General features: G+C 65.6%; 16 protein-coding genes. 6 read left to right on the forward strand and 10 right to left on the reverse strand.

Annotation, left to right across the window (positions count from 1 at the left end; genetic code table 11):
- Positions 1 to 10: 10 nt before the first annotated feature.
- From JVX91_RS12830 to JVX91_RS12845, 4 genes are all read right to left on the reverse strand, one after another.
- The gene (locus tag JVX91_RS12830) at positions 11 to 1,039 is read right to left on the reverse strand and encodes an ABC transporter ATP-binding protein (protein WP_205339571.1); all 1,029 of its coding nucleotides are present in this window, start codon (positions 1,037 to 1,039) and stop codon (positions 11 to 13) included.
- A gap of 195 nt (positions 1,040 to 1,234) precedes the next feature.
- The gene (gene ydcS, locus JVX91_RS12835; protein ID WP_024765696.1) at positions 1,235 to 2,380 is read right to left on the reverse strand and encodes a putative ABC transporter substrate-binding protein YdcS; all 1,146 of its coding nucleotides are present in this window, start codon (positions 2,378 to 2,380) and stop codon (positions 1,235 to 1,237) included.
- 118 nt (positions 2,381 to 2,498) lie between these two features.
- Positions 2,499 to 3,995 carry a gamma-aminobutyraldehyde dehydrogenase gene (locus JVX91_RS12840; RefSeq protein ID WP_205339572.1) on the reverse strand — a complete coding sequence of 499 codons (1,497 nt, stop codon included), beginning with the start codon at positions 3,993 to 3,995 and terminating at the stop codon, positions 2,499 to 2,501.
- Between the two features lie 304 nt (positions 3,996 to 4,299).
- Positions 4,300 to 5,211, reverse strand: coding sequence for a LysR family transcriptional regulator (locus JVX91_RS12845; protein WP_045209919.1), 912 nt, complete (start codon positions 5,209 to 5,211; stop codon positions 4,300 to 4,302).
- Between the two features lie 250 nt (positions 5,212 to 5,461).
- On the opposite strand from JVX91_RS12845, the gene JVX91_RS12850 reads away from it, so the two are divergent.
- On the forward strand, positions 5,462 to 6,181 hold the full coding sequence (locus JVX91_RS12850; RefSeq protein WP_205339573.1) for a tellurite resistance TerB family protein: 720 nt from the start codon (positions 5,462 to 5,464) through the stop codon (positions 6,179 to 6,181).
- Between the two features lie 161 nt (positions 6,182 to 6,342).
- The gene (locus tag JVX91_RS12855; RefSeq protein ID WP_205339574.1) at positions 6,343 to 7,134 is read left to right on the forward strand and encodes a tellurite resistance TerB family protein; all 792 of its coding nucleotides are present in this window, start codon (positions 6,343 to 6,345) and stop codon (positions 7,132 to 7,134) included.
- A 56-nt stretch (positions 7,135 to 7,190) separates the two neighbouring features.
- Here the strand turns inward: JVX91_RS12855 and JVX91_RS12860 are convergent, their stop codons facing one another.
- Entirely contained in the window at positions 7,191 to 8,618 is a 1,428-nt protein-coding gene (locus JVX91_RS12860) for an HlyD family type I secretion periplasmic adaptor subunit (RefSeq protein WP_205339575.1), read from the reverse strand.
- 15 nt (positions 8,619 to 8,633) lie between these two features.
- Complete coding sequence (locus JVX91_RS12865; RefSeq protein ID WP_205339576.1) at positions 8,634 to 10,775, reverse strand: type I secretion system permease/ATPase; 2,142 nt, start codon at positions 10,773 to 10,775, stop codon at positions 8,634 to 8,636.
- Positions 10,776 to 11,432: 657 nt separating this feature from the next.
- Here JVX91_RS12865 and JVX91_RS12870 point away from each other — a divergent pair.
- Positions 11,433 to 12,092: a hypothetical protein gene (locus tag JVX91_RS12870; RefSeq protein WP_205339577.1), complete on the forward strand. Its 660-nt coding sequence runs from the start codon at positions 11,433 to 11,435 to the stop codon at positions 12,090 to 12,092.
- Between the two features lie 85 nt (positions 12,093 to 12,177).
- Here JVX91_RS12870 and JVX91_RS12875 read toward each other — a convergent pair whose 3' ends face one another.
- Positions 12,178 to 13,083 carry a LysR family transcriptional regulator gene (locus JVX91_RS12875; protein WP_205339578.1) on the reverse strand — a complete coding sequence of 302 codons (906 nt, stop codon included), beginning with the start codon at positions 13,081 to 13,083 and terminating at the stop codon, positions 12,178 to 12,180.
- A 139-nt stretch (positions 13,084 to 13,222) separates the two neighbouring features.
- Between JVX91_RS12875 and JVX91_RS12880 the strand changes: the two genes are divergently transcribed.
- The 3 genes from JVX91_RS12880 (at position 13,223) to JVX91_RS12890 (ending at position 17,066) form a co-directional block, all read left to right on the forward strand.
- Complete coding sequence (locus JVX91_RS12880) at positions 13,223 to 14,887, forward strand: GMC family oxidoreductase N-terminal domain-containing protein (RefSeq protein ID WP_205339579.1); 1,665 nt, start codon at positions 13,223 to 13,225, stop codon at positions 14,885 to 14,887.
- Positions 14,888 to 15,013: 126 nt separating this feature from the next.
- Positions 15,014 to 16,636 carry an MFS transporter gene (locus JVX91_RS12885; protein WP_205339580.1) on the forward strand — a complete coding sequence of 541 codons (1,623 nt, stop codon included), beginning with the start codon at positions 15,014 to 15,016 and terminating at the stop codon, positions 16,634 to 16,636.
- A 145-nt stretch (positions 16,637 to 16,781) separates the two neighbouring features.
- Positions 16,782 to 17,066: a hypothetical protein gene (locus JVX91_RS12890; protein ID WP_205339581.1), complete on the forward strand. Its 285-nt coding sequence runs from the start codon at positions 16,782 to 16,784 to the stop codon at positions 17,064 to 17,066.
- 128 nt (positions 17,067 to 17,194) lie between these two features.
- On the opposite strand, the gene JVX91_RS12895 is transcribed toward JVX91_RS12890, so the two are convergent.
- From JVX91_RS12895 to JVX91_RS12905, 3 genes are all read right to left on the reverse strand, one after another.
- Positions 17,195 to 17,584, reverse strand: a complete 390-nt coding sequence (locus tag JVX91_RS12895; protein ID WP_205339582.1) for a hypothetical protein — start codon at positions 17,582 to 17,584, stop codon at positions 17,195 to 17,197.
- 117 nt (positions 17,585 to 17,701) lie between these two features.
- On the reverse strand, positions 17,702 to 19,324 hold the full coding sequence (locus tag JVX91_RS12900; protein ID WP_205339583.1) for a methyl-accepting chemotaxis protein: 1,623 nt from the start codon (positions 19,322 to 19,324) through the stop codon (positions 17,702 to 17,704).
- Positions 19,325 to 19,469: 145 nt separating this feature from the next.
- Complete coding sequence (locus tag JVX91_RS12905) at positions 19,470 to 19,907, reverse strand: YqaA family protein (protein ID WP_205339584.1); 438 nt, start codon at positions 19,905 to 19,907, stop codon at positions 19,470 to 19,472.
- Between the last annotated feature and the right edge of the window lie 98 nt (positions 19,908 to 20,005).

Genomic DNA, 20,005 nt, shown 5'->3' on the forward strand with positions numbered 1-20,005 from the left:
CAGTTCCATCTCACGCGCCCTCGTTCAGCACCACCATCGCCTCGCGCGCCCAGCGAGCGGTCACGCGCTGGCCCGGCTGGTGGGCGAGGTCGATGTCGGCCCACTGGCTGTTGGCCTGGCTGAGGCAGAGGTTCTGGCCGTTGTCGAGACGGATCTCGTAGCGGGTCGCGGCGCCCTGGTACTGGATGTCGTGCAGCAGGCCGCTGATCTCGATGTCCGACGTGGCGCGCTCGCCGTTGGCGAAGGTGATGTGCTCCGGGCGGATGGAGAAGGGCTGGGCGTTGCCGGTCAGGCCCTGGGCGATGTCGCCGCGCAGCACGTTGGAGGTGCCGACGAACTCCGCCACGAACGGGGTCGCTGGCTTCATGTAGAGGTTGCGCGGGGTGTCGACCTGCTCGATGCGGCCCTTGTTGAACACCGCCACGCGGTCGGACATGGACAGCGCTTCGCTCTGGTCGTGGGTAACGAAGATGAAGGTGATGCCCAGCTGGCGCTGCAGCTTCTTCAGCTCGCTCTGCATCTGCTCGCGCAGCTTGAGGTCGAGGGCGCCGAGGGGTTCGTCCAGCAGCAGCACGCGCGGGCGATTCACCAGGGCGCGGGCCAGGGCTACGCGCTGACGCTGGCCACCGGAGAGCTGCACCGGCTTGCGCACGCCGTAGCCGCCCAGGGCGACCATGGCCAGGGCTTCTTCGGCGCGCTTGAGACGCTCGGCCTTGCCGATGCCTTTCACCTTCAGGCCATAGGCGACGTTCTCCAGCACGCTCATGTGCGGGAACAGTGCGTAGTCCTGGAACACCGTGTTGACGTCACGCTGGTACGGCGGCAGGCCAGCGGCCTCCTCGCCATGAATGCGGATGGAGCCTGCGCTGGGTTGCTCGAAGCCGGCGATCAGGCGCAGGCAGGTGGTTTTGCCCGAACCCGACGGGCCGAGCATGGAGAAGAACTCGCCGTCCTTGATGTCGATGGACACCCGGTCAACGGCTTTCACCTCGCCGAACTGGCGGGAGACCTGGGTGAATTGAACAGCGGGGGTGGTCATGGTGCACGCTCCAAGGGGCAGGATTCCGGCGTAGGGGAGTCCTGCCCGTGAATCTGAGATACGGGTGAATCGATGCGAATTGGGTGGGGCGGGAACTCCCTCTCCCTCTGGGAGAGGGCCGGGGTGAGGGAAGCCACGGCACGCGACCGGGCCCTCACCCCCAACCCCTCTCCCAGAGGGAGAGGGGAGCCGGAATCAACGGCCGCCCATGATCCCGATATAGTCCTGGGTCCAGCGGCTGTACGGGACGAACTTGCCGCCCTCGGCCACCGGAGTCTTCCAGAACGCGATCTTGTCGAACTGGTTGTAGCCGTTGGTGGCGCAGCCTTCGCCGCCCAGCAGGGTGCTGGCCTTGCAGCCTTCCGGCACCGCCGGCACGGAGCCGAACCAGGCAGCCACATCGCCCTGGACCTTGGGCTCCAGCGACCAGTTCAGCCACTTGTAGGCGCAGCTCGGGTGCTGGGCTTCGGCGTGCAGCATGGTGGTGTCGGCCCAGCCGGTGACGCCCTCTTTCGGGAACACGGTGGCAATCGGTTGGCCTTCGGCCTTCAGGGCGTTGGCCTGATACGGCCAGGCGCTGGAAGCGGCGACGCCTTCGTTCTTGAAGTCGCTCATCTGCACGGTGGTGTCGTGCCAGTAGCGGTGGATCAGGTCATGCTGCTTGCGCAGCAGTTCGACCACGGCGGCGTACTGCTTCTCGTCGAGCTGGTACGGATCGGTGATGCCCAGTTCCGGCTGGGTGGCCTTCAGGTACAGCGCGGCGTCGGCGACGTAGATCGGGCCGTCGTAGGCCTGCACGCGGCCCTTGTTCGGCTTGCCATCGGGCAGGTTCTGCGCGTCGAACACGACTTTCCAGCTGTCCGGCGCGGTGGGGAAGACCTTGGTGTTGTACATCAGCAGGTTCGGGCCCCACTGGTACGGCGCGCCGTAGGTCTTGCCGTTGACGACGTACCAGGCGGCGTCCTTCAGGCGCGGGTCGATGTTCTTCCAGTTGGGGATCAGCGACGGATCGATCGGCTGCACGCGCTTGCCGTAGATCAGGCGCAGGGAGGCGTCGCCCGACGCGGTGACCAGGTCGTAGCCGCCCTTGGCCATCAGGCTGACCATCTCGTCGGAGGTGGCGGCGGTCTTCACGTTGACCTGGCAACCGGTGTCCTTCTCGAACTGGGTGACCCAGTCGTAGTTCTTGTCGGACTGGCCGCGCTCGATGTAGCCGGGCCAGGCGATGATGTCCAGGCGGCCTTCGCCTTTGCCGACTTCCTTCAGGGCCTCGGCGGCCTGGACGCCGGCGCTGGCCAGCAGGGCGGTGGTGATGGCACTGAGCAGTGCGGTCTTGCGCATCGGGTGTCTCCCTCTCGTTGTTGTCTCTATTGGTGGGGCAGTTCAATCGAGCAACAGCCCTCGCGCGGCGTACCGCCGGGGCGTTTCTTATGTGCCGGCGGGTGGCCCGCCGGATGGTTCAATCCAGTTGCTGGCCGTGGCGCGCCATGATGTGGCGCACGACGCTGTAGTCCTGCAGCGAGTCGCTGGACAGGTCCTTGCCGTAGCCCGAGCGCTTGAGCCCGCCGTGGGGCATCTCGCTGGCGAGCATGAAATGGGTGTTGATCCAGGTGCAGCCGTACTGCAGGCGGTTGGCGATCTGGAAGGCCTTGTCCAGGTTCTGCGTCCACACCGAGGAGGCCAGGCCGTATTCGGAGTCGTTCGCCCAATCCACCGCCTGCTCCAGCTGGTCGAAGCGGGTCACGGTGACGACCGGGCCGAACACTTCGCGCTGGACGATCTCGTCCTGCTGCTTGCAGCCGGCCAGCAGGGTCGGCTGGTAGTAGAAACCGGGGCCCGAATGCACGGCGGCGCCGGTGACGCGCTCGATGTGCGGCTGGCCGAGGGCGCGCTCGACGAAGCTGGCCACGCGGTCGCGCTGGCGGGCGCTGATCAGCGGGCTGATCTCGTTGTCGGCGTCGCGCTTGCGGGCGAAGCGGATGCTTGCCACGGCGTCGCCCAGCTCGGCGACGAGGCGGTCATGGATGCCAGCCTGCGCGTAGATGCGGCAGGCGGCGGTGCAGTCCTGGCCGGCGTTGTAGTAGCCGTGGGTGCGCACGCCCTGGACCACGGCTTCGAGGTCGGCGTCGTTGCAGACGATCACCGGCGCCTTGCCGCCCAGTTCCAGGTGGGTACGTTTGAGCGTGCGCGAGGCAGCCTGGAGAATCTTCTGGCCGGTGACGATGTCGCCGGTAAGGGAGACCATGCGCACCTTCGGGTGGCTGACCAGATGGCTGCCGACGCCTTCGCCGCCACCGCAGACGATGTTGATCACACCGGCGGGGAGGATTTCCGCCAGCGCTGGCGCCAGCGCCAGGATGCTCAGCGGGGTGTGTTCGGATGGCTTGAACACCAGCGTGTTGCCGGCGGCCAGCGCGGGGGCGATCTTCCATGCGGCCATCATCAGCGGGTAGTTCCACGGCGCAATGGAGGCGACTACGCCCACCGGATCGCGGCGCACCATGCTGGTGTGGCCGGGCACGTATTCGCCTGCGAGCTGGCCTTGTTGGCAGCGCACGGCGCCAGCGAAGAAGCGGAACACGTCAGCGGTGGCGGGGATGTCGTCCTGGCGCGCGAGGTGCAGCGGCTTGCCGCAGTTCAGCGATTCCAGCTGTGCGAGGTCATTGGCGCGTTTGTCGATGGCATCGGCGATGGCCAGCAGCGCGGCGGAACGTTGGGCAGGCGTGGTGCGGGCCCAGGCGGGGAAGGCGCGGTGCGCAGCGGCGATGGCCTGCTCGACCTGGTCGATGGAGCCGTCGGCGATGCTGACGATGGTCTCGCCGGTGGTGGGGTTGATGATCGGCTCGGCCATGCCTTCGCCGGCGACCAGTTGGCCGTCGATCAGCAAGGCGGTATGCAGGGTTGCGCCGGTCATCTTGGAAACTCGTCTTTTATCTGTCTTGTTTTCGGGGGCCATGTGCGTGCTCCGGCGTAGGGGCGGTGCCCGGAACTTGGCCCTTTGGTATGGGACGAGAGACTAGAGTCCGGACGTGGGGTCGACAAATTCTAATTACTGAAAGCGCCGTTCGATTAAATCGAACGCTGTAAGCCTCTAGATCGCAAGGCGTTTTGCATTGAACAGCACTTGAGTGGCTGTCCTTCGTAGGGCGCATAACGCTGTAAGCGTTATCCGCCGGCTATCCCTCCTCAACGCTATCGGCGGATAACCGCTAGCGGTTATTCGCCCTACTTGGGTCCGGCGCGTCCGTGTAACTCGGAGGTCAGATGGAAAGGCGTTTGGCGTTGGGCTGCTCGCGGGCGACGGTGAGGAACGGGTCCACCAGCGCCGGTCGAGCAGTACCGCGACGCCAAGCCAGGCCGACGTCCAATGGTTCGGACAGGTCCACCAGCGGCCGCGCCTCGATGATGTCGCCTTCCAGCGACCAGGGGCGGTAGGTCATGTCCGGCTGGATCGACAGCCCCAGGCCCGCCGCCACCAGGCTTCGCACGGCTTCCACCGAGGCGGTGCGCAGCGTGACCTGCGGCACCAGCCCGGCGCGGGACCAGATGCGCTGGGTGTGCAGGCCCATCTCGTCGGCGTTCAGCTGGATCAATGGCTCGCCGGCCACATCGGCCAGGCCGATGCTGTCGCGTTCCAGCAGCGGGTGCTGCGCCGGCAGCCACAGGCGGTGCGGCGAGTGGGTGAGCACCTCGGTCTGCAGGGCGTGTCGGTCTTCCAGGTTGGAAAGGATCAGCACGCCGACGTCGATCTCGCCGCTCACCAGCAGGTGCTCGATGTACGGGCGCTCGTCCTCCACCACGCGGGTCTTCACGTTGGGGAAGGCGCGCTGGAAGCGGTTGATCAGGTCGGCCAGGTAATAGCCGGCAACCAGGCTGGTCACCCCGATGGTCAGGCTGCCGGCCACCTGGTCGGTGCTCTGCTGCAGGCTGCGCTTGGCGTTCTCGACCGTGGCCAGGATCAGGTGTGCCTGGCGCAGGAACTGGTGGCCCTGGTGGGTCAGGGTCATGCCCTTGGCGTGGCGGTCGAACAGGCGCACGCCGATCTCTTCTTCCAGCTGCTGAATGGCCAGCGTCAGGGTCGACTGGGAAATGAACACCGCCTGGGCGGCGGCGGAGATCGAGCCGGTCTCGGCGACGGCGATGAAGTGGCGGATCTGGCGGAGCGTCATCATGGTGATTGGCCGCTGGCGCGCGGAGCCGCGATCTAGAGCCTTGTCTAGCCGGTCTCGGCGCATTTCATTGTTGATTATCGAAAATCTATAGGAGCATTCTTTTTAATCGAATGAAAGCGGCCTATTTGCCCTGCGGACCCGCCGGCACAGGCCCGCAATATCCGGAAGCACTCTGTGACTCCGCTGTGACAAGGCTGCGAGCTAGAGTCGGAGGCCTGACTTTTCATCTCGATAGCTAGCGGAGATCGCTATGAACACACGTGGCCTGCTCGACCAACTGCTCAAATCCGGGCAGGAACTGATGCAGAACAAAGGCCTGACCCAGCAGGGCGGCGGCCAACCCGCGCAGGGCGGCAGCAAGGGCGGCCTGGACCTGGGCAGCCTGCTCTCCGGCGCCGGTGGCGGCGCCCTGGCAGCCGGTGCGCTGGGCCTGCTGATGGGCAGCAAGAAGGCGCGCAAGGTCGGCGGCAAGGTCGTCGCCTATGGTGGCCTCGCGGCTCTCGGCCTGCTGGCCTACAAGGCCTACGGCAACTGGCAGCAGAAGCAGGCCAGCGCCCCGCGCGGTGAGCCGCAGACCGTCGACCGCGTGCCGCCGGCCCAGATCGAGCAGCACAGCCACGCCATCCTGCGGGCCATCGTCGCCGCCGCGAAGGCGGACGGACATATCGATGATCGCGAACGCCAGCTGATCGATGGCGAAATCGCCAAGCTCACCGGCGATGTGGAGCTGCAAGGCTGGCTCGACCGCGAACTGGCCAAGCCGCTGGACCCGGCCGAAGTCGCCCGCGCTGCCACCAGCGAGGAAATGGCCGCCGAGATGTACCTGGCCAGCCTGCTGATGGTCGACGAGACCAACTACATGGAGCGCGCCTACCTCGACGAACTGGCCCGCCAGTTGAGCCTCGACGTCGGCCTCAAGTCGGAGCTGGAAGCCCAGGCGCAGAAGGCGCTGGACGCGGTGCCCGCCTGAGCGGCCCGACCACCCTCGCCACCGCCGGATGAAGCCCCGGGCGCTCTGCTCGCAAGGAGCCGGGCATCCCGTTGCGGGCCGGCTGGCGGAATGGGCTGGCGCATCGGTGTGGCGGGACTATCGTTGCCCAACGCACACCGCGCGATGGCGAGGCACGGGTCATGAACACAACCGATCTACTGGAACAACTGCTGCGGGCCGGACAGGGCTCGTCGGCGCAACAGCAACAAAGCGGCGCCGGTGGTGGCGCGGACCCACTGGGTGGCCTGGGCGGTCTGCTCGGCGGGCTGCTGGGTGGCGGCGGTGGCGGTGGCCTGGGTTCGATCCTCGGTGGCGGCGGCGGTAGTGCCGGCGGCGCGGGCGGTCTCGGCGGCCTGGGTGGCGTGCTGGGCAGCATGCTCGGCGGCGGCACCAGCGGTGGCGGTATGCCCCAGGGGCGCTCCGGTGGTGGCGGCGTCAACTACGCCATGCTCGCCTCGCTGGGCATGATGGCCTTCCAGGCCTACCAGAATTGGCAACGCCAGCAGAGCGCCAATCCCTCGCAGCAACAATCCCTCACCACGGTTGACCAGCTCGACGGCCCCGAAGCCGAAGCCCACAGCCACGCGATCCTCACCGCCATGCTCGCCGCCGCCAAGGCGGACGGTCGGATCGACCAGCGCGAACAAGCCGCGATCCAGGCCGAATTGCAGCGCCACGCCGGCGAGCCGCAGCTACAGGCGTGGATCGACGCCGAGATGCGCAAGCCGCTGGATGCCGCCGACGTCGCCCAGACCGCCCAGGGCGACCCCGCCGTGGCCGCGGAAATGTACCTGGTCAGCGTGATGCTGGTGGATGACCAGCAGGACGCCGAACGCACCTATCTTGATGAGCTCGCCTACAACCTCAACCTCGATCCCGAGCTGCAGGCGCACCTGGAACAACAGGCGAAGACCGGCGGCGAAGTCGCCTGATCGAGCCCGGCGCCTGCCCATGCCGTGCGTGAGGCAGGCGCTTGCCGGGGCCGGCCTCAGCGTTCCTCCAGGCTCTCGTCGACATACTGCTTCAGCGGGCTGAGGAAGTAGTCGATGACCCGTTGCCGGTCGGTCTTGATCTCCGCGCGGATCGTCATGCCGGGCGTCAACGGCATGTCCTGCCCGCCGACGCGCAGATGATTCTGTTCGAGCTCGATGCGCAGGCTGTAGAGCAGGCCGCGTTTTTCATCCTCGATGGCGTCCTCGGAAAGGCTCAGCACCTTGCCGCGCACCACCCCGTACTTGGTGAAGTTGAAGGCATCCACCTTGACCGTGACCTCCTGGCCGGGGCGGATGAAGCCGATGTCCTTGTTCTCCAGTTGCGCTTCGATTTCCACGGGTTGGTCGCGCGGTACCAGCACCATCAGCGTCTGCGCTTCGGTCACCACGCCGCCCGCCGTGTGGATTGCCAGTTGCTGGACGGTACCGTCCACCGGCGCGGTGAGGCGGGTGAGGTTGTCCAGGCTTTTGGCCTTGCGCAGTTCCTGTTGCAGCGCGGCAGCCTTCTGCTGCGCCTGGTGCAGCAAATCGAGCATCGCCCGGCGGTTCTGCGCCAGGGTGGTCTCGCGTTGTTGCAGCGCGGCATCGCGCGCCGAGGACAGCTCCAGGATCCGTCCCTGCTGCTCGCCCAACTGGCGCTCCTGCTCCATCTGTTCCTGCTGCTTGTTCAGATAATTGTGCTTGGGCACCAGTCCCTTTTCCGCCAGCCGCGCATAGTCCGCAGTGATGCGGCGGGTGATCGGCAGCATCTGCTGCAGCTTGCCGGCGGAGAGGCGGGCGGCCTGGATTTCCACGGTGTGCTGGGCGATCTGCGCATCCTGCTGCGCGAGCGCGCTGAGCAATTCTTGATACTGACCCCGCAGCCAGCGATTGGCGGCGGCCTGTTCGGCGCTGCTCGCCTGCGGTAGCTGAGCGGTGACATCGGCCGGCGCACGCTGGCCGTCGATGGCATCGAGCATGGCCTGGGCGCGCACCGCGTCCACCTCGCTGGCGAGCAGATCGCTTGCCAGCCGGTCGACATCCGCACCGGTCTGGCTGCGATCCAGCTCCACCAGCAGTTGGCCGGCTTTCACCAACTGCCCATCGGTAACATGGATGGCCTTCACCACGGCCACATCGTGCGGCTGGATCAGCTTACTGCGGCCATTGGAAACGATGCGCCCGGTGGCGTTGGCCACCACGTCCACCTCGCCGAGACAGGCCCACAGCAGCGCCAGGGCGGCGAACAGCATGATCAGCCATTGCAGGTAGCGCGGCGCGGGATGCACCGGGGTTTCCTGCAAGGCCAGTGCGGCGGGCAGGAATTGCCGTTCGTGGGGCAGGCGCGGCACGCCCTGCATGCTCGCGCGCTGGCGCCACGCGTGCGTCCAGGCCTGGCGGTAGCGCTGCAGGAATTCGTGTTGGGCGGCGGCAGGTCTGTTCATCTCCGAATGCTCCCCTCAGCCTTGCTGCAGACGATGCAGGCGCGCGTAATGCCCGGCCTGCCGGGCCAGCAGTTCGCCGTGGCTGCCTTGTTCGACGACCTGCCCGCGGTCGAGCACCACGATGCGGTCGGCCTGGCGCACGGCCGTGAGACGGTGGGCGATGATGATCACGCTGCGGCCCTGGCAGATCGCCCGCATGTTCTGCTGGACGATGCGTTCGGATTCATAGTCCAGCGCGCTGGTGGCCTCGTCGAAGATCAGGATGCGTGGGTTGCCCAGCAGCGCGCGGGCAATGGCGATGCGCTGCCGTTGGCCGCCGGACAGCGAGGCGCCGTGTTCGCCGACGAGGGTGTCGTAGCCTTCGGGCAGTTCCAGGATGAAGTCGTGGGCGCCGGCCAGCCGCGCCACCTCGATCACCCGCTCCAGCGGTACGCCCGGGTCGGTGAGGGCGATGTTCTCGCGGATGCTGCGGTTGAACAGCAGGTTCTCCTGCAACACCACGCCGATCTGCCGGCGCAGGGAGGAAACCTCGGCCAGCGCCAGGTCCATGCCATCCACCATCACGCGGCCGCGATCCGGTACATACAGGCGTTGCAGCAGGCGCGCCAGGGTGCTCTTGCCGGAGCCGGAGCGGCCGACGATGCCGATGACTTCGCCGGGGCGGATTTCCAGGTCGACGGCGCGCAATACTTCCGAGCCGTCACTGCGATAGCGGAACGACACCTGCTCGAACGCGATATGGCCGCGCAACGGCGGTAGCGGGCTGCGCCGGCCGGCGCCGGCCTCGCTGCGGGTGTTGAGGATGTCGCCCAGGCGCTGCACGGAAACCCCGGTCTGCTGGAAGTTCGGCCACAGCTGGGCGAGACGCATGATCGGCTGGGCGACGCGGCCGGCCAGCATGTTGAAGGCGATCAACTGGCCGACTGAGAGCTGACCATCGATGACCAGGCGCGCGCCCAGCCAGAGCGTGAGCACCGTGACCAGCTTGCCGATCAGCCCGACGCCCTCGTTGGCCAGCGTGGACAGCACCTGGGTGCGGAAACTGGCGGCGACGTAGGCGGCCAACTGGTTATCCCAGCGCCGCGTGGACTGCGGCTCCACCGCGAGGGACTTCAGGGTGTCGATGCCGTTCAGCGATTCGACCAGGAAGGCCTGGTTCTCCGCGCCACGGTTGAAACTCTCCTGCAAGCGCGCGCGCAGGGGCGGCGTGATGAACAGCGACAGCAGCGCGTACGCCGGCAGCGACAGCGCCACCACCAGCGTCAGCCAGCCGCTGTAGAACAGCATCACGGCGATGAACACCACGCAGAACAGCAGGTCCAGCATCAGCGTGATGGCGTTGCCGGTCAGGAAGTTGCGGATGTTCTCCAGCTCGCGCACCCGCGCCACCGAATCGCCCACCCGGCGCGCCTGGAAGTACGCCAGCGGCAGCGCAATCAGGTGGCGATACAGACGCGAACCCAGCTCCACGTCGATGCGGCTGGCGGTGTGGGCGAACACGTAACCGCGCAGACCGCTGAGCACGCTCTCGAAGATCAGCACCGCCAGCAGCCCCGTGCAAATCACGTCCAGCGTGGACAGGCCGCGGTGGACCAGCACCTTGTCCATCACCACCTGGAAGAACAGCGGCGTGATCAGCGCGAAGACCTGCAGGCAGAACGACGCCAGGAGGATTTCGCCGAGCAGCTTGCGGTACTTGACGATGGCGGGGATGAACCAGGTGAAGTCGAAGCGCGCCAGCTCGCCGCCGATCGACGCCTGCAAGCGCAGCAGGATCAACCGGCCGCTCCACCACTCTGCCAGCTCGGCCAGCGGCAGCGTGCGCGGCCTTGGCTCACCGGGAACCTGCACCAGCGCCTGGTCCTGATCGACGCGGGCGAGGGTGAAGAAGTCGCCCGCCGGGGTTTCCGCGATGGCCGGCAGCGGCGTGCGCGCCAGGCGCTGCGGCCGGGTCTCGACGGCCTTGGCCATCAACCCCAGCTGGCGCGCGGCAAGCAGCAAGCGATCACGGTCGAACGGCTGGCCGTCGTCGGCGAACTCGTGGCGCAGTTGCTCGGCGCTGGCGCCGATGCCGTGGAAGCGCGCGAGGGTCAACAGGCAGTCCAGGCCGCTGTCGAGCGGCGGGTGAGAGGGTTCCGGATGCTGCGGAGCATTCATCTCTGTACTTCCTGGCAGGGATGGGCGCGAAAGGCGCGGTCAGGGCTCGACGTTAGGGGCCCCCTGCTCGGGTCGCATCTGGATTGGGGAAAGAAGGAATATCTAAATCGGAATTTTCGGACTAGTTGGCGTTTCTGAGTCTGACTTGATTTCGGGCTCATTCGCGCCGTTTTGGGCGCGCCATTCCGGCGCTGTCGTTCCTACAGAAGAGCGACGCCCCGCAGCTTGAGCCACGGGGCGCGTGGCATCAGCCCAGGTGCAAGGCTTGCGCCAACTGGGGACGCGGCACCCAGACCTGCCCCTGCCAATCCAGCACGCTCAGCTGCTGGTGCTCCCAACACAGCAGGCGGCGCGGCTGCTCGGTCGCCGTATCGGCTCGGAAGAAAACAGTGGGGGTTAAGGGAGTTGTTGAAAGGGACATGGATAGGGCGTCCCTTGAAGTAACGCTCCATGCTAACGGGCATGTATTCCGTTGCGAGGGTGTGTTCAGCACCATTGGAATAACTTAACGAAATCGTCCGGATGGCCAACGCAATGACCCCATCCTTAGGAAAGAGATGGGGCCGCTAACAGAGTTTTAGAATGCCCCGCTTTCCCCGGTTTCCTGGGCTAATGTTCCCAAGTCGTATTCAATTTTCTCTACAAGGGAGACTTGCAATGAAGCCAAGGAAGTTTTCTTTGCGGGACGCCAAAAGTTCGGCGCCAGTAAAGCCGTCAGTGTGGAATAGTCTTGAAGTTACCAAGATTGTTATCGCGGCACTAACCCCGATCATGGTTGGTTGTGTCGGGTATCTGATTCAGTCCGAAGTTGCGGATCAAGCGCAAGAAAGGCGTACGAGTGAGCGCTTGGTTGACAGACGTTTGGCTGTATATGATGAGATTCGCCTTAATCTCAATAGAATTTACTGTTTCATCGATGATGTGGGGACTTGGAAAGAGGAGACGCCAGAAAAAATATATGCCTATCGAAGGCAGATTCATGCGGTGATGCATTCGAATCGAGCTATATGGTCAAGCGATACTTTCGAGGCATATTCTCGCTACATGGATCAGATTGCATTTGAAACTTTCCAAGGGGTCGGTCAGGACGCCTCAATTCGCACAATCAGATATCAGAAGGAACACGGCATTCCGGGATGGCGTGCTGAATGGAGCGAGCGGCTGACCGATGAAAAAGACCCTGCTCACTCCGAGGCATATGCCGCGTTGCAGAAATTGATATCGAGAGATCTCCAGTTGAATGTGCCCGAGGTACGTTCGGATGATAAATGGGTGGGGGGCGGACTGTTTTTCAATAGCGATGAGTCCCGGCACTGATATTTCGATTGGCAAGGAGGACGCATAACGCCCCATGCGTTATCCGCCATTCCGGCGGCGCATAAAGCGTTCCGCTTTATGCGCCCTACGTTGGAGTCGCGGCTTTTCCTCCCACGAGGATTCCTTGCTCCCGCCCGCACACCTCCGCCAGGAAATCCCACACCAGTCTCAGCCTCACCGACCGGTGTAACTCGCGCCGCGTACACATCCAGTATTCCCGCTCGATGAATTCCTCCGGCAGCACCGGCACCAGCAGCGGGTCGTGCAGGCCCATGTATTGCGGAAGGATGGCGATGCCGATGCCCGCCTGGGCGGCCTGTTGCTGGGCGACCACGCTGGTACTGCGGAACACCACTTGCGGGTGGCGGCAGAAGCTGTGGTGGAACAGCAGTTCCTGGCTGAACAGCAGGTCGTCGACGTAGCCGATCCATGGGTGCTTGCACAGGTCCTCGCGGTTGCGCAGCGGCGGGGCGGAGGCGAGGTAAGCCGGGCTGGCGAACAGGCTCAGGCGGTAGCGGGTGAGCAGGCGGCTGATGACGAGGTCGGCGCTGGGCCGCTCCAGGGTGATGGCGATGTCCGCCTCGCGGTTGGTGATGCTGACGAAGCGCGGCACGGAGACCAGTTCCACTTCCAGGCCGGGGTAGCGCTGCATCAGTTCGCCCATGCGCGGGGCGAGGAACATGGTACCCAGGCCTTCGGTGACGCCGATGCGAATCTGCCCCAGTGGCGAGATCGCCTGGCTCATTTCCTCCTGGGCGAGGAGGGCGGTGTTCTCCATGGCCTCGGCGTGCTTGAGCAGCGCCTGCCCGGCGGGAGTGAGCTGGTAGCCGCCGGTGTGCTGGGCGAACAGCTGGGTGCCGAGGTCGCGCTCGATGCTTTCGATGTGTCGCGCCACCGTGGCGTGGGTGGTGTTCAGGCGCTTGGCGGTGGTCAGCAGGCGGCCGCTGCGGTGCAGTTCCAGGAAGTAGCGCAGATCGTTCCAGTCGAACATGGGGCGGCTCTCTTTTTCTGATGACGCGCTGTTAGAAAACGCACAGCAGGTGACTTGAAACGTTCGTATTTTTATCGCGAACGAACGGCTAGGCTCAATCGTCAGAGCAAAAAGAACAAGAACGACGAGGTACCTTTCCATGCCCCAGGCGCTGGATGCCTATGACTACCTGATCGTTGGCGCAGGCCCCGCTGGCTGCCTGCTGGCCAATCGCCTATCCGCCGACCCCGCCAACCGCGTGCTGCTGCTCGAAGCCGGCGGCCCGGACAACTATCCCTGGATCCACATCCCTGTCGGCTACCTCTATTGCATCGGCAACCCGCGCACCGACTGGTGTTTCGACACCGAAAAGGTGCCGGGCCTGAACGGCCGCGCCATCAAGTACCCGCGCGGGCGCACGCTGGGCGGCTGCTCTTCGATCAACGGCATGATCTATATGCGCGGCCAGGCGCTGGACTACGACGGCTGGGCCGCCGAGGGCAATCCCGGCTGGGGTTGGAACGACCTGCTGCCGCTGTTCATGAAGATGGAGGATCACTTCGCCGGTTCCAGCGAACTGCACGGCTCGGGCGGTGAATGGCGGGTGGAGAAACAGCGGTTGTCGTGGGCGATCCTCGATGCGTTCCGCGAAGCGGCGGCGCAGGCGGGCATTCCGTCGGTGGAAGACTTCAATGGTGGCGACAACGAAGGCTGCGGCTACTTCCAGGTGAATCAGCGTTCCGGCGTGCGCTGGAATGCGTCGAAGGCCTTCTTGCGGCCTATCGCCAATCGCCCGAATCTCACCGTGCTGACCAACGTGGAAGCCCATCGCGTGCTGCTGGAAAACGGCCGTGCGGCGGGCCTGGAAGTGAATTGGCAGGGCGCGCGCCGCGAGCTGCGGGCCAGGCGCGAGGTGATCCTTTGCGCCGGGGCGATCAACACGCCGGTGCTGCTGCAACGCTCCGGCATCGGCCCGCGCGACTTGCTGGAGAAGCACGGCATCGGCGTCCGCCATGAGCTTTCCGGCGTCGGCGGCAACCTGCAGGACCACCTGCAGCTGCGCCTGATCTACCGCATGAACGGCGCGCCCTCGCTGAACCAGATTGCCTCCACGCTGTGGGGCAAGATGGGCATGGGCCTGGAGTACCTGTTCAAGCGCAGCGGGCCGCTGTCCATGGCGCCGAGCCAGTTGGGCGCGTTCGCCAAGTCCGACCCGGGCCAGCGTTCGGCCAACCTCGAATACCACGTGCAGCCGCTGTCGCTGGAGCGCTTCGGCGAGCCACTGCACAGCTTCCCGGCGTTCACCGCGTCAGTCTGCGACCTGCGCCCGCTGAGCCGCGGCACGGTGACGCTGCGTTCGCCGGACCCGCGCGACAAGCCGCTGATCCAGCCCAATTACCTGAGCCACCCACAGGACCTGCGCGTCGCCGCCGACGCCATCCGCCTGACCCGGCGCATCGCCGCCGCGCCGGCCCTGGCGCGCTTCCGCCCGGAGGAGTTCAAGCCGGGCATGGATTTCCAGACCGACGAAGACCTGCACCGCGCCGCCGCCGACATCGGCACCACGATCTTCCACCCGGCCGGCACCTGCCGGATGGGGACGGGGGAGGGCGCGGTGGTGGATAGCCAGTTGCGCGTGCACGGCATTCCCGGCCTGCGCATCGCCGATGCGTCGATCATGCCCAGCCTGACCTCCGGCAACAGCTGCTCGCCGGTGCTGGTGATCGCGGAAAAGGCCGCGCAAATGATTTTGAGCGAACCCGCGCGCGGCGCGGAGGTCATCCCTTCCAGTGGGCGCACACAGGAGGAAGCTCCGGTGGCGTGACGGCGATCCCGTCTGCCCACTTTTTAATTGGCGTGTAGCAAGACAACCGGTATCGCGCGGTGTGAAAACCGTGGCAGTCGAGGCTGACAAAAACAAAAGCCCCCAGAAGGGGCAGGAGAGCCCGTAATGACCGATGTAGCACAGTCCAGCCCTTACGAGGGGCGCTTGACGTCCCGCCGCGACGAGCGCAAGGTGATCTTCGCCTCGTCGCTCGGCACGGTGTTCGAGTGGTACGACTTCTTCCTCTACGGATCGCTGGCGGCCATCATCGCCAAGCACTTCTTCGCCGGGGTCAACGACACCACCGCCTTCATCTTCGCCCTGCTGGCGTTCGCCGCCGGCTTCCTCGTCCGACCCTTCGGCGCGCTGGTGTTCGGCCGCCTGGGCGACATGATCGGGCGCAAGTACACCTTCCTCGTCACCATCCTGCTGATGGGCCTGTCGACCTTCGCGGTCGGCCTGCTGCCGGCCTACGCCACCATCGGCGTGGCCGCGCCGGTCATCCTCATCGTGCTGCGCCTGCTCCAGGGCCTGGCGCTGGGCGGCGAGTACGGCGGCGCGGCGATCTATGTGGCCGAGCATGCGCCGGACCACAAGCGTGGCGCCTATACCAGCTGGATCCAATGCACCGCCACCGGCGGCCTGCTGCTGTCGCTGGTGGTGATCTGGGGTTGCCGCCAGCTCACCGGGCCCGAGTTCGAAACCTGGGGCTGGCGCCTGCCGTTCCTGATTTCCATCGTGCTGCTGGGCATCTCCACCTGGATTCGCCTGTCCATGCACGAGTCGCCGGCATTCCTGAAAATGAAGGCCGAGGGCAAGGTGAGCAAGTCGCCGCTCAAGGAGTCGTTCACCAATTGGAGCAACCTGAAGATCGTCCTGATCGCGCTGTTCAGCATCAACGCCGGCCAGGCGGTGACCTTCTACGCGGCGCAGTTCTACGTGATGTTCTTCCTCACCCAGGTGCTGAAGGTCGACCCGGCGCTGTCCAACGGGATGCTGATCGTTGCGCTGGTGATCGGTGCGCCGCTGTTCGTGATCATGGGCTGGCTGTCGGACAAGGTCGGTCGCAAGCCGGTGCTGATCACCGGGTTGCTGCTGGCCACGGTGCTGTACTTCCCGCTGTTCAAGGCGCTGACCCACTACGCCAACCCGCAGATCGATGCGGCCTCGCGCCAGGCGCCGGTCACCGTGATGGCGGACCCGGCCACCTGCACCTTCCAGTTCGATCCAGTGGGCAAGGCCAAGTTCGACAGCGCCTGCGACAAGGCCAAGACCCTGCTGGTGAAGGGCGGCGTGCCCTACAGCTCGGTGGCCGCGCCGTCCGGCAGCGAACTGGTGGTGACCGTGGGCGAAAAGCGCATCGAGGGCTTCGACGCCGCCGCGCTGGGCGCTGCCGTGAAGGACGCCGGCTACCCGACCGTGGCTGACTCCTCGCTGGTGAACCGGCCGATGGTGGTGGCGATCATCGTCGCGCTGATCTTCATCGCCACCTGCTGCTATGGACCGCTGGCGGCGCTGATGGTCGAGCTGTTCCCGACGCGCATCCGCTACACCTCGCTGTCGCTGCCGTACCACATCGGCAATGGCTGGTTCGGCGGGCTGCTGCCGACCATCTCGTTCGCGCTGGTGGTGTACACCGGCAATATCTTCTATGGCCTGTGGTATCCGGTGCTGATCACGGCGATGAGTCTGGTGTGCTCGCTGCTGTTCCTCAAGGAAACGCGCCACAACGACATCCACGCCGACTGAGCCGGCGACGGCACGAAGGGCGCCTGTGGGCGCCCTTCGTGTTCATGGGGTAGATTCCGCGCTCGCCTGGGGGCCGCCGCTGGAATACCCTTGCGGTATTTCCCGGTGCGCGTTGCGCCGGACCCTTTGCGGAGAACCATCGAGCATGAAACAGGAAATCGCCACCGTGACCGTCAGCGCCGAGCATTGGGGGCGCGAGGCCGAAGCGGTGGACAACGCGCGCGTTTCCGTGAGCCTCAGCGCTCCGGAAGAGGGCATGATCGAAGTGCGCTTCAAGGGCCAGCTGGACGCGCCGGACGAGCCCACCCATGTCTGCGTGACGTTGGACAACGGGCTGTCCTACTACGGCGAGATCCAGAGCGGCGAGGCGAATGAAGAGGGCGGCTGGCTGCGCTTCGAGGGCGAGCTGATCGATCTGGAAGGTTTCTAAGCCGAATTCCCGTGGAGGCTACCGCGAGGTCCTCCTGGCGGAATCCTGGGGGCATCGGATATCGGTAGAAGCCCGCACAATAAAAAACCGGCCATATGGGCCGGTTTTTCATTGCCTGCGGAAAACCCTCACTGCTGCGGGATCATCCCCTCGATGCGCCTGGCGAAGGCATTGGCCAGCGGACCATCGGCGAGCAGCAGCAGGTAATCGTGCTCGGACTTGGCCGCCGGAGCGATCTGGTACTTGAGGGTACCCGAGGCGACCTGACCAACGACCGGCACGGTCAGGGTGCCGACGCATTGCAGCACGCCGCTGTCGGGGTCCTTGTCGATGATCGCCACGTCCTTCAGCTCGGCCTTGCTCAGCGCGTCGGACTGGGCGGACAGGGCACCGCTGAGGAAGATCTTCACCAGTTGGTTCTTCACGTCGTCCGAGCCGCAGACCTTGGCCTCGTTGCCACCGCAGGCGCTCAAGAGCGCGGCGGCAGCCAGCACGGCCGAGAATTTCAAAAGCTTCATCTATCCACCCTGTGGCGTTCCATGATGGCCATTGGATAGGGAATCGCCAGAAAAATTCCCTATCGCCAGATCCTGATTCGTCACATGCGCGACGAATCGGGAGTAGGACTCGCGCCGTTACACGACGAAGCGCGCCACCATGCCATTCAGGTCCACCGCCAGGCGCGACAGTTCCTGGCTTGCCGCGCTGGTCTGGGTGGCGCCCGCCGAGGTCTGGGTCGCCAGGTCGCGGATGGCCAGCAGGTTGCGGTCCACCTCGCGCGCGACCTGGGCCTGTTCCTCGGTGGCGCTGGCGATCACCAGGTTGCGCTCGTTGATCAGCGACATGCGCTCGAGGATCACCTGCAGCGAGGCGCCTGCCTCGCCGGTGCGGCTGACGGTGCGCTCGGCATGGGCGGTGCTGCTGAGCAGGGCGGCAACGGTGCGGTCGCTGCCGTTCTGGATGGCCGAGACCAGTTCCTCGATCTCGCGGGTCGAGCTCTGGGTGCGCTGGGCCAGCGAACGGACTTCATCGGCGACCACCGCGAAACCGCGCCCGGCCTCGCCGGCGCGGGCCGCCTCGATGGCGGCGTTGAGCGCCAGCAGGTTGGTCTGCTCGGCGACGCTGCGGATCACCTCCAGCACCTTGCCGATGTCCTGCGCCTGGTTGGCCAGGGTTTCCGCCTGCTGCGAGGCGGAGCCCACTTCACCGGCCAGGGTGCCGATGGCGCTGGACGTCTCGTCGACGCGCTCGCTGCCGGAGCGCGCGGCATCGATGGCTTCGCGGGAGGCGGCGGAGGTTGAGGCGGCGTTGCTCGCCACTTCTTCCACCGCGCTGGTCATCTGGTTGACGGCGGTGGCGGCCATCTCGATCTGGTCGCTCTGCTGTTGCAGGGTGCGGCCGCTTTCCTCCATCACGCTGTGCATTTCCTCGGCGGCGGAGGCCAGTTGGCTGGCGGAGTTGCCGATGCCCCGGATGGTCTCGCGCAGCCGCTCCTGCATGTCGGCCAGGGCGTGCAGCAGCTGGGCCGGCTCGTCGCGGCCCTCGATGCTGAAGCGCTGGCTGAGGTCGCCGCTGGCGATGGTCTGGGCGATCCGCACCGCCTGGCCCAGCGGCACGACGATGCTGCGGGTGAGTTGCCAGGCCAGCAGCAGGGTCAGGCCGACGCTGAGCACGAGGATCGCGCTGACCACTAGCCGGCCGCTCTGGAACTGCTCCACCGCGCGGTCCGCGGCGGCGGCTGCGCCATTTCGGTTCAGGTCGATCAGCGTGGTCAGGCGCTTGTTCAGCTCCGCGCCCTGCTGGGCGATGTTGCCGTTGAGGATGTGCAGCGCGCCTTCGTTGTCGTTCTGCCGGACCTTCTCGACCATCTGGTCGACGAAGCCGAGGTAGCCGTCCAGCGCCTGGCGCAGCTCATCGGTGCGCTGTTGTTCCTCGGGGCTGAGGATCAGCCGGCGATAGTCGGCGAGGACCTTGTCCTTGTCCTGGCGCGCTTCGGCGATCAGGTCGAGGCTGTGCTGGCGCGCGGTGGCGTCCTGGTTGACCAGCAGGCGCATGGATTCCAGGCGGATGCGGGCGATGTCGCCCGATAGCTGGTTCATGTGGTTGATGCTCAGCAGCCAGTTGCTGTCGATCTCCTCCGAGGCGGCGCGCAGGGTCGATAGCTTGTACAGCGAGAACAGGCCGAGAAACACCAGCAGCAGGCCCATGACGGCAAAGCCCAGGGAGGCGCGGCGACCAATAGTCATGCTTCTGAACATCGTGAATTTCCCTTTTTCTTCATCCATTGTGTTCGGCGTGCCATCAGTGATGGCGCATTGATATTATTGGCGCCAAAAAACCGCGGCAGTGGCAAAACAGGACTAGCAGACGAAATTCCTGTCCGCTCAAGGCAGGGGGGATGATTCAGACGAGCGTCAGCCACGCCAGCACGGCGTAGCGCCCGACCTTGGCCAGCGTGACCAGGGCGAGGAAGCGCCAGAGTGGCTCACGCATGACGCCGGCGATCAGGGTCAGCGGATCGCCGATGATCGGCGCCCAGCTCAGCAACAGCGACCAGCAGCCGAAACGCTGGTAATGGCGCTGCGCTTTTTCCAGCGCCTGCGCGCTGACTGGGAACCAGCGCCGGTCACGCCAACGCTCTATGCCGCGCCCCAGCAGCCAGTTCAGCAACGAGCCGAGCACGTTGCCCAGGCTGGCGGCCAGCAGCAGCGTCCACAGCGGGTACTGGCCGCCGAGCAGCAGGCCGACGAGCACGGCCTCGGACTGCAAGGGCAGCAGGGTGGCGGCGATGAACGCGGAGAGGAAAAGACCGGCGTGGGCGGCCAGGGCGAGGCTGAGCATTGGGCGTGATAACAGGCGGGTAAAAGAGAGACAGAAATTGATGAACTGGCGTACTAAAAATTCGGAATAAAGAGACGAGGTTCCGGCGTCTACGGATA

This window comes from Pseudomonas sp. PDNC002 (assembly GCF_016919445.1).
Taxonomy (GTDB): Bacteria; Pseudomonadota; Gammaproteobacteria; order Pseudomonadales; family Pseudomonadaceae; genus Pseudomonas.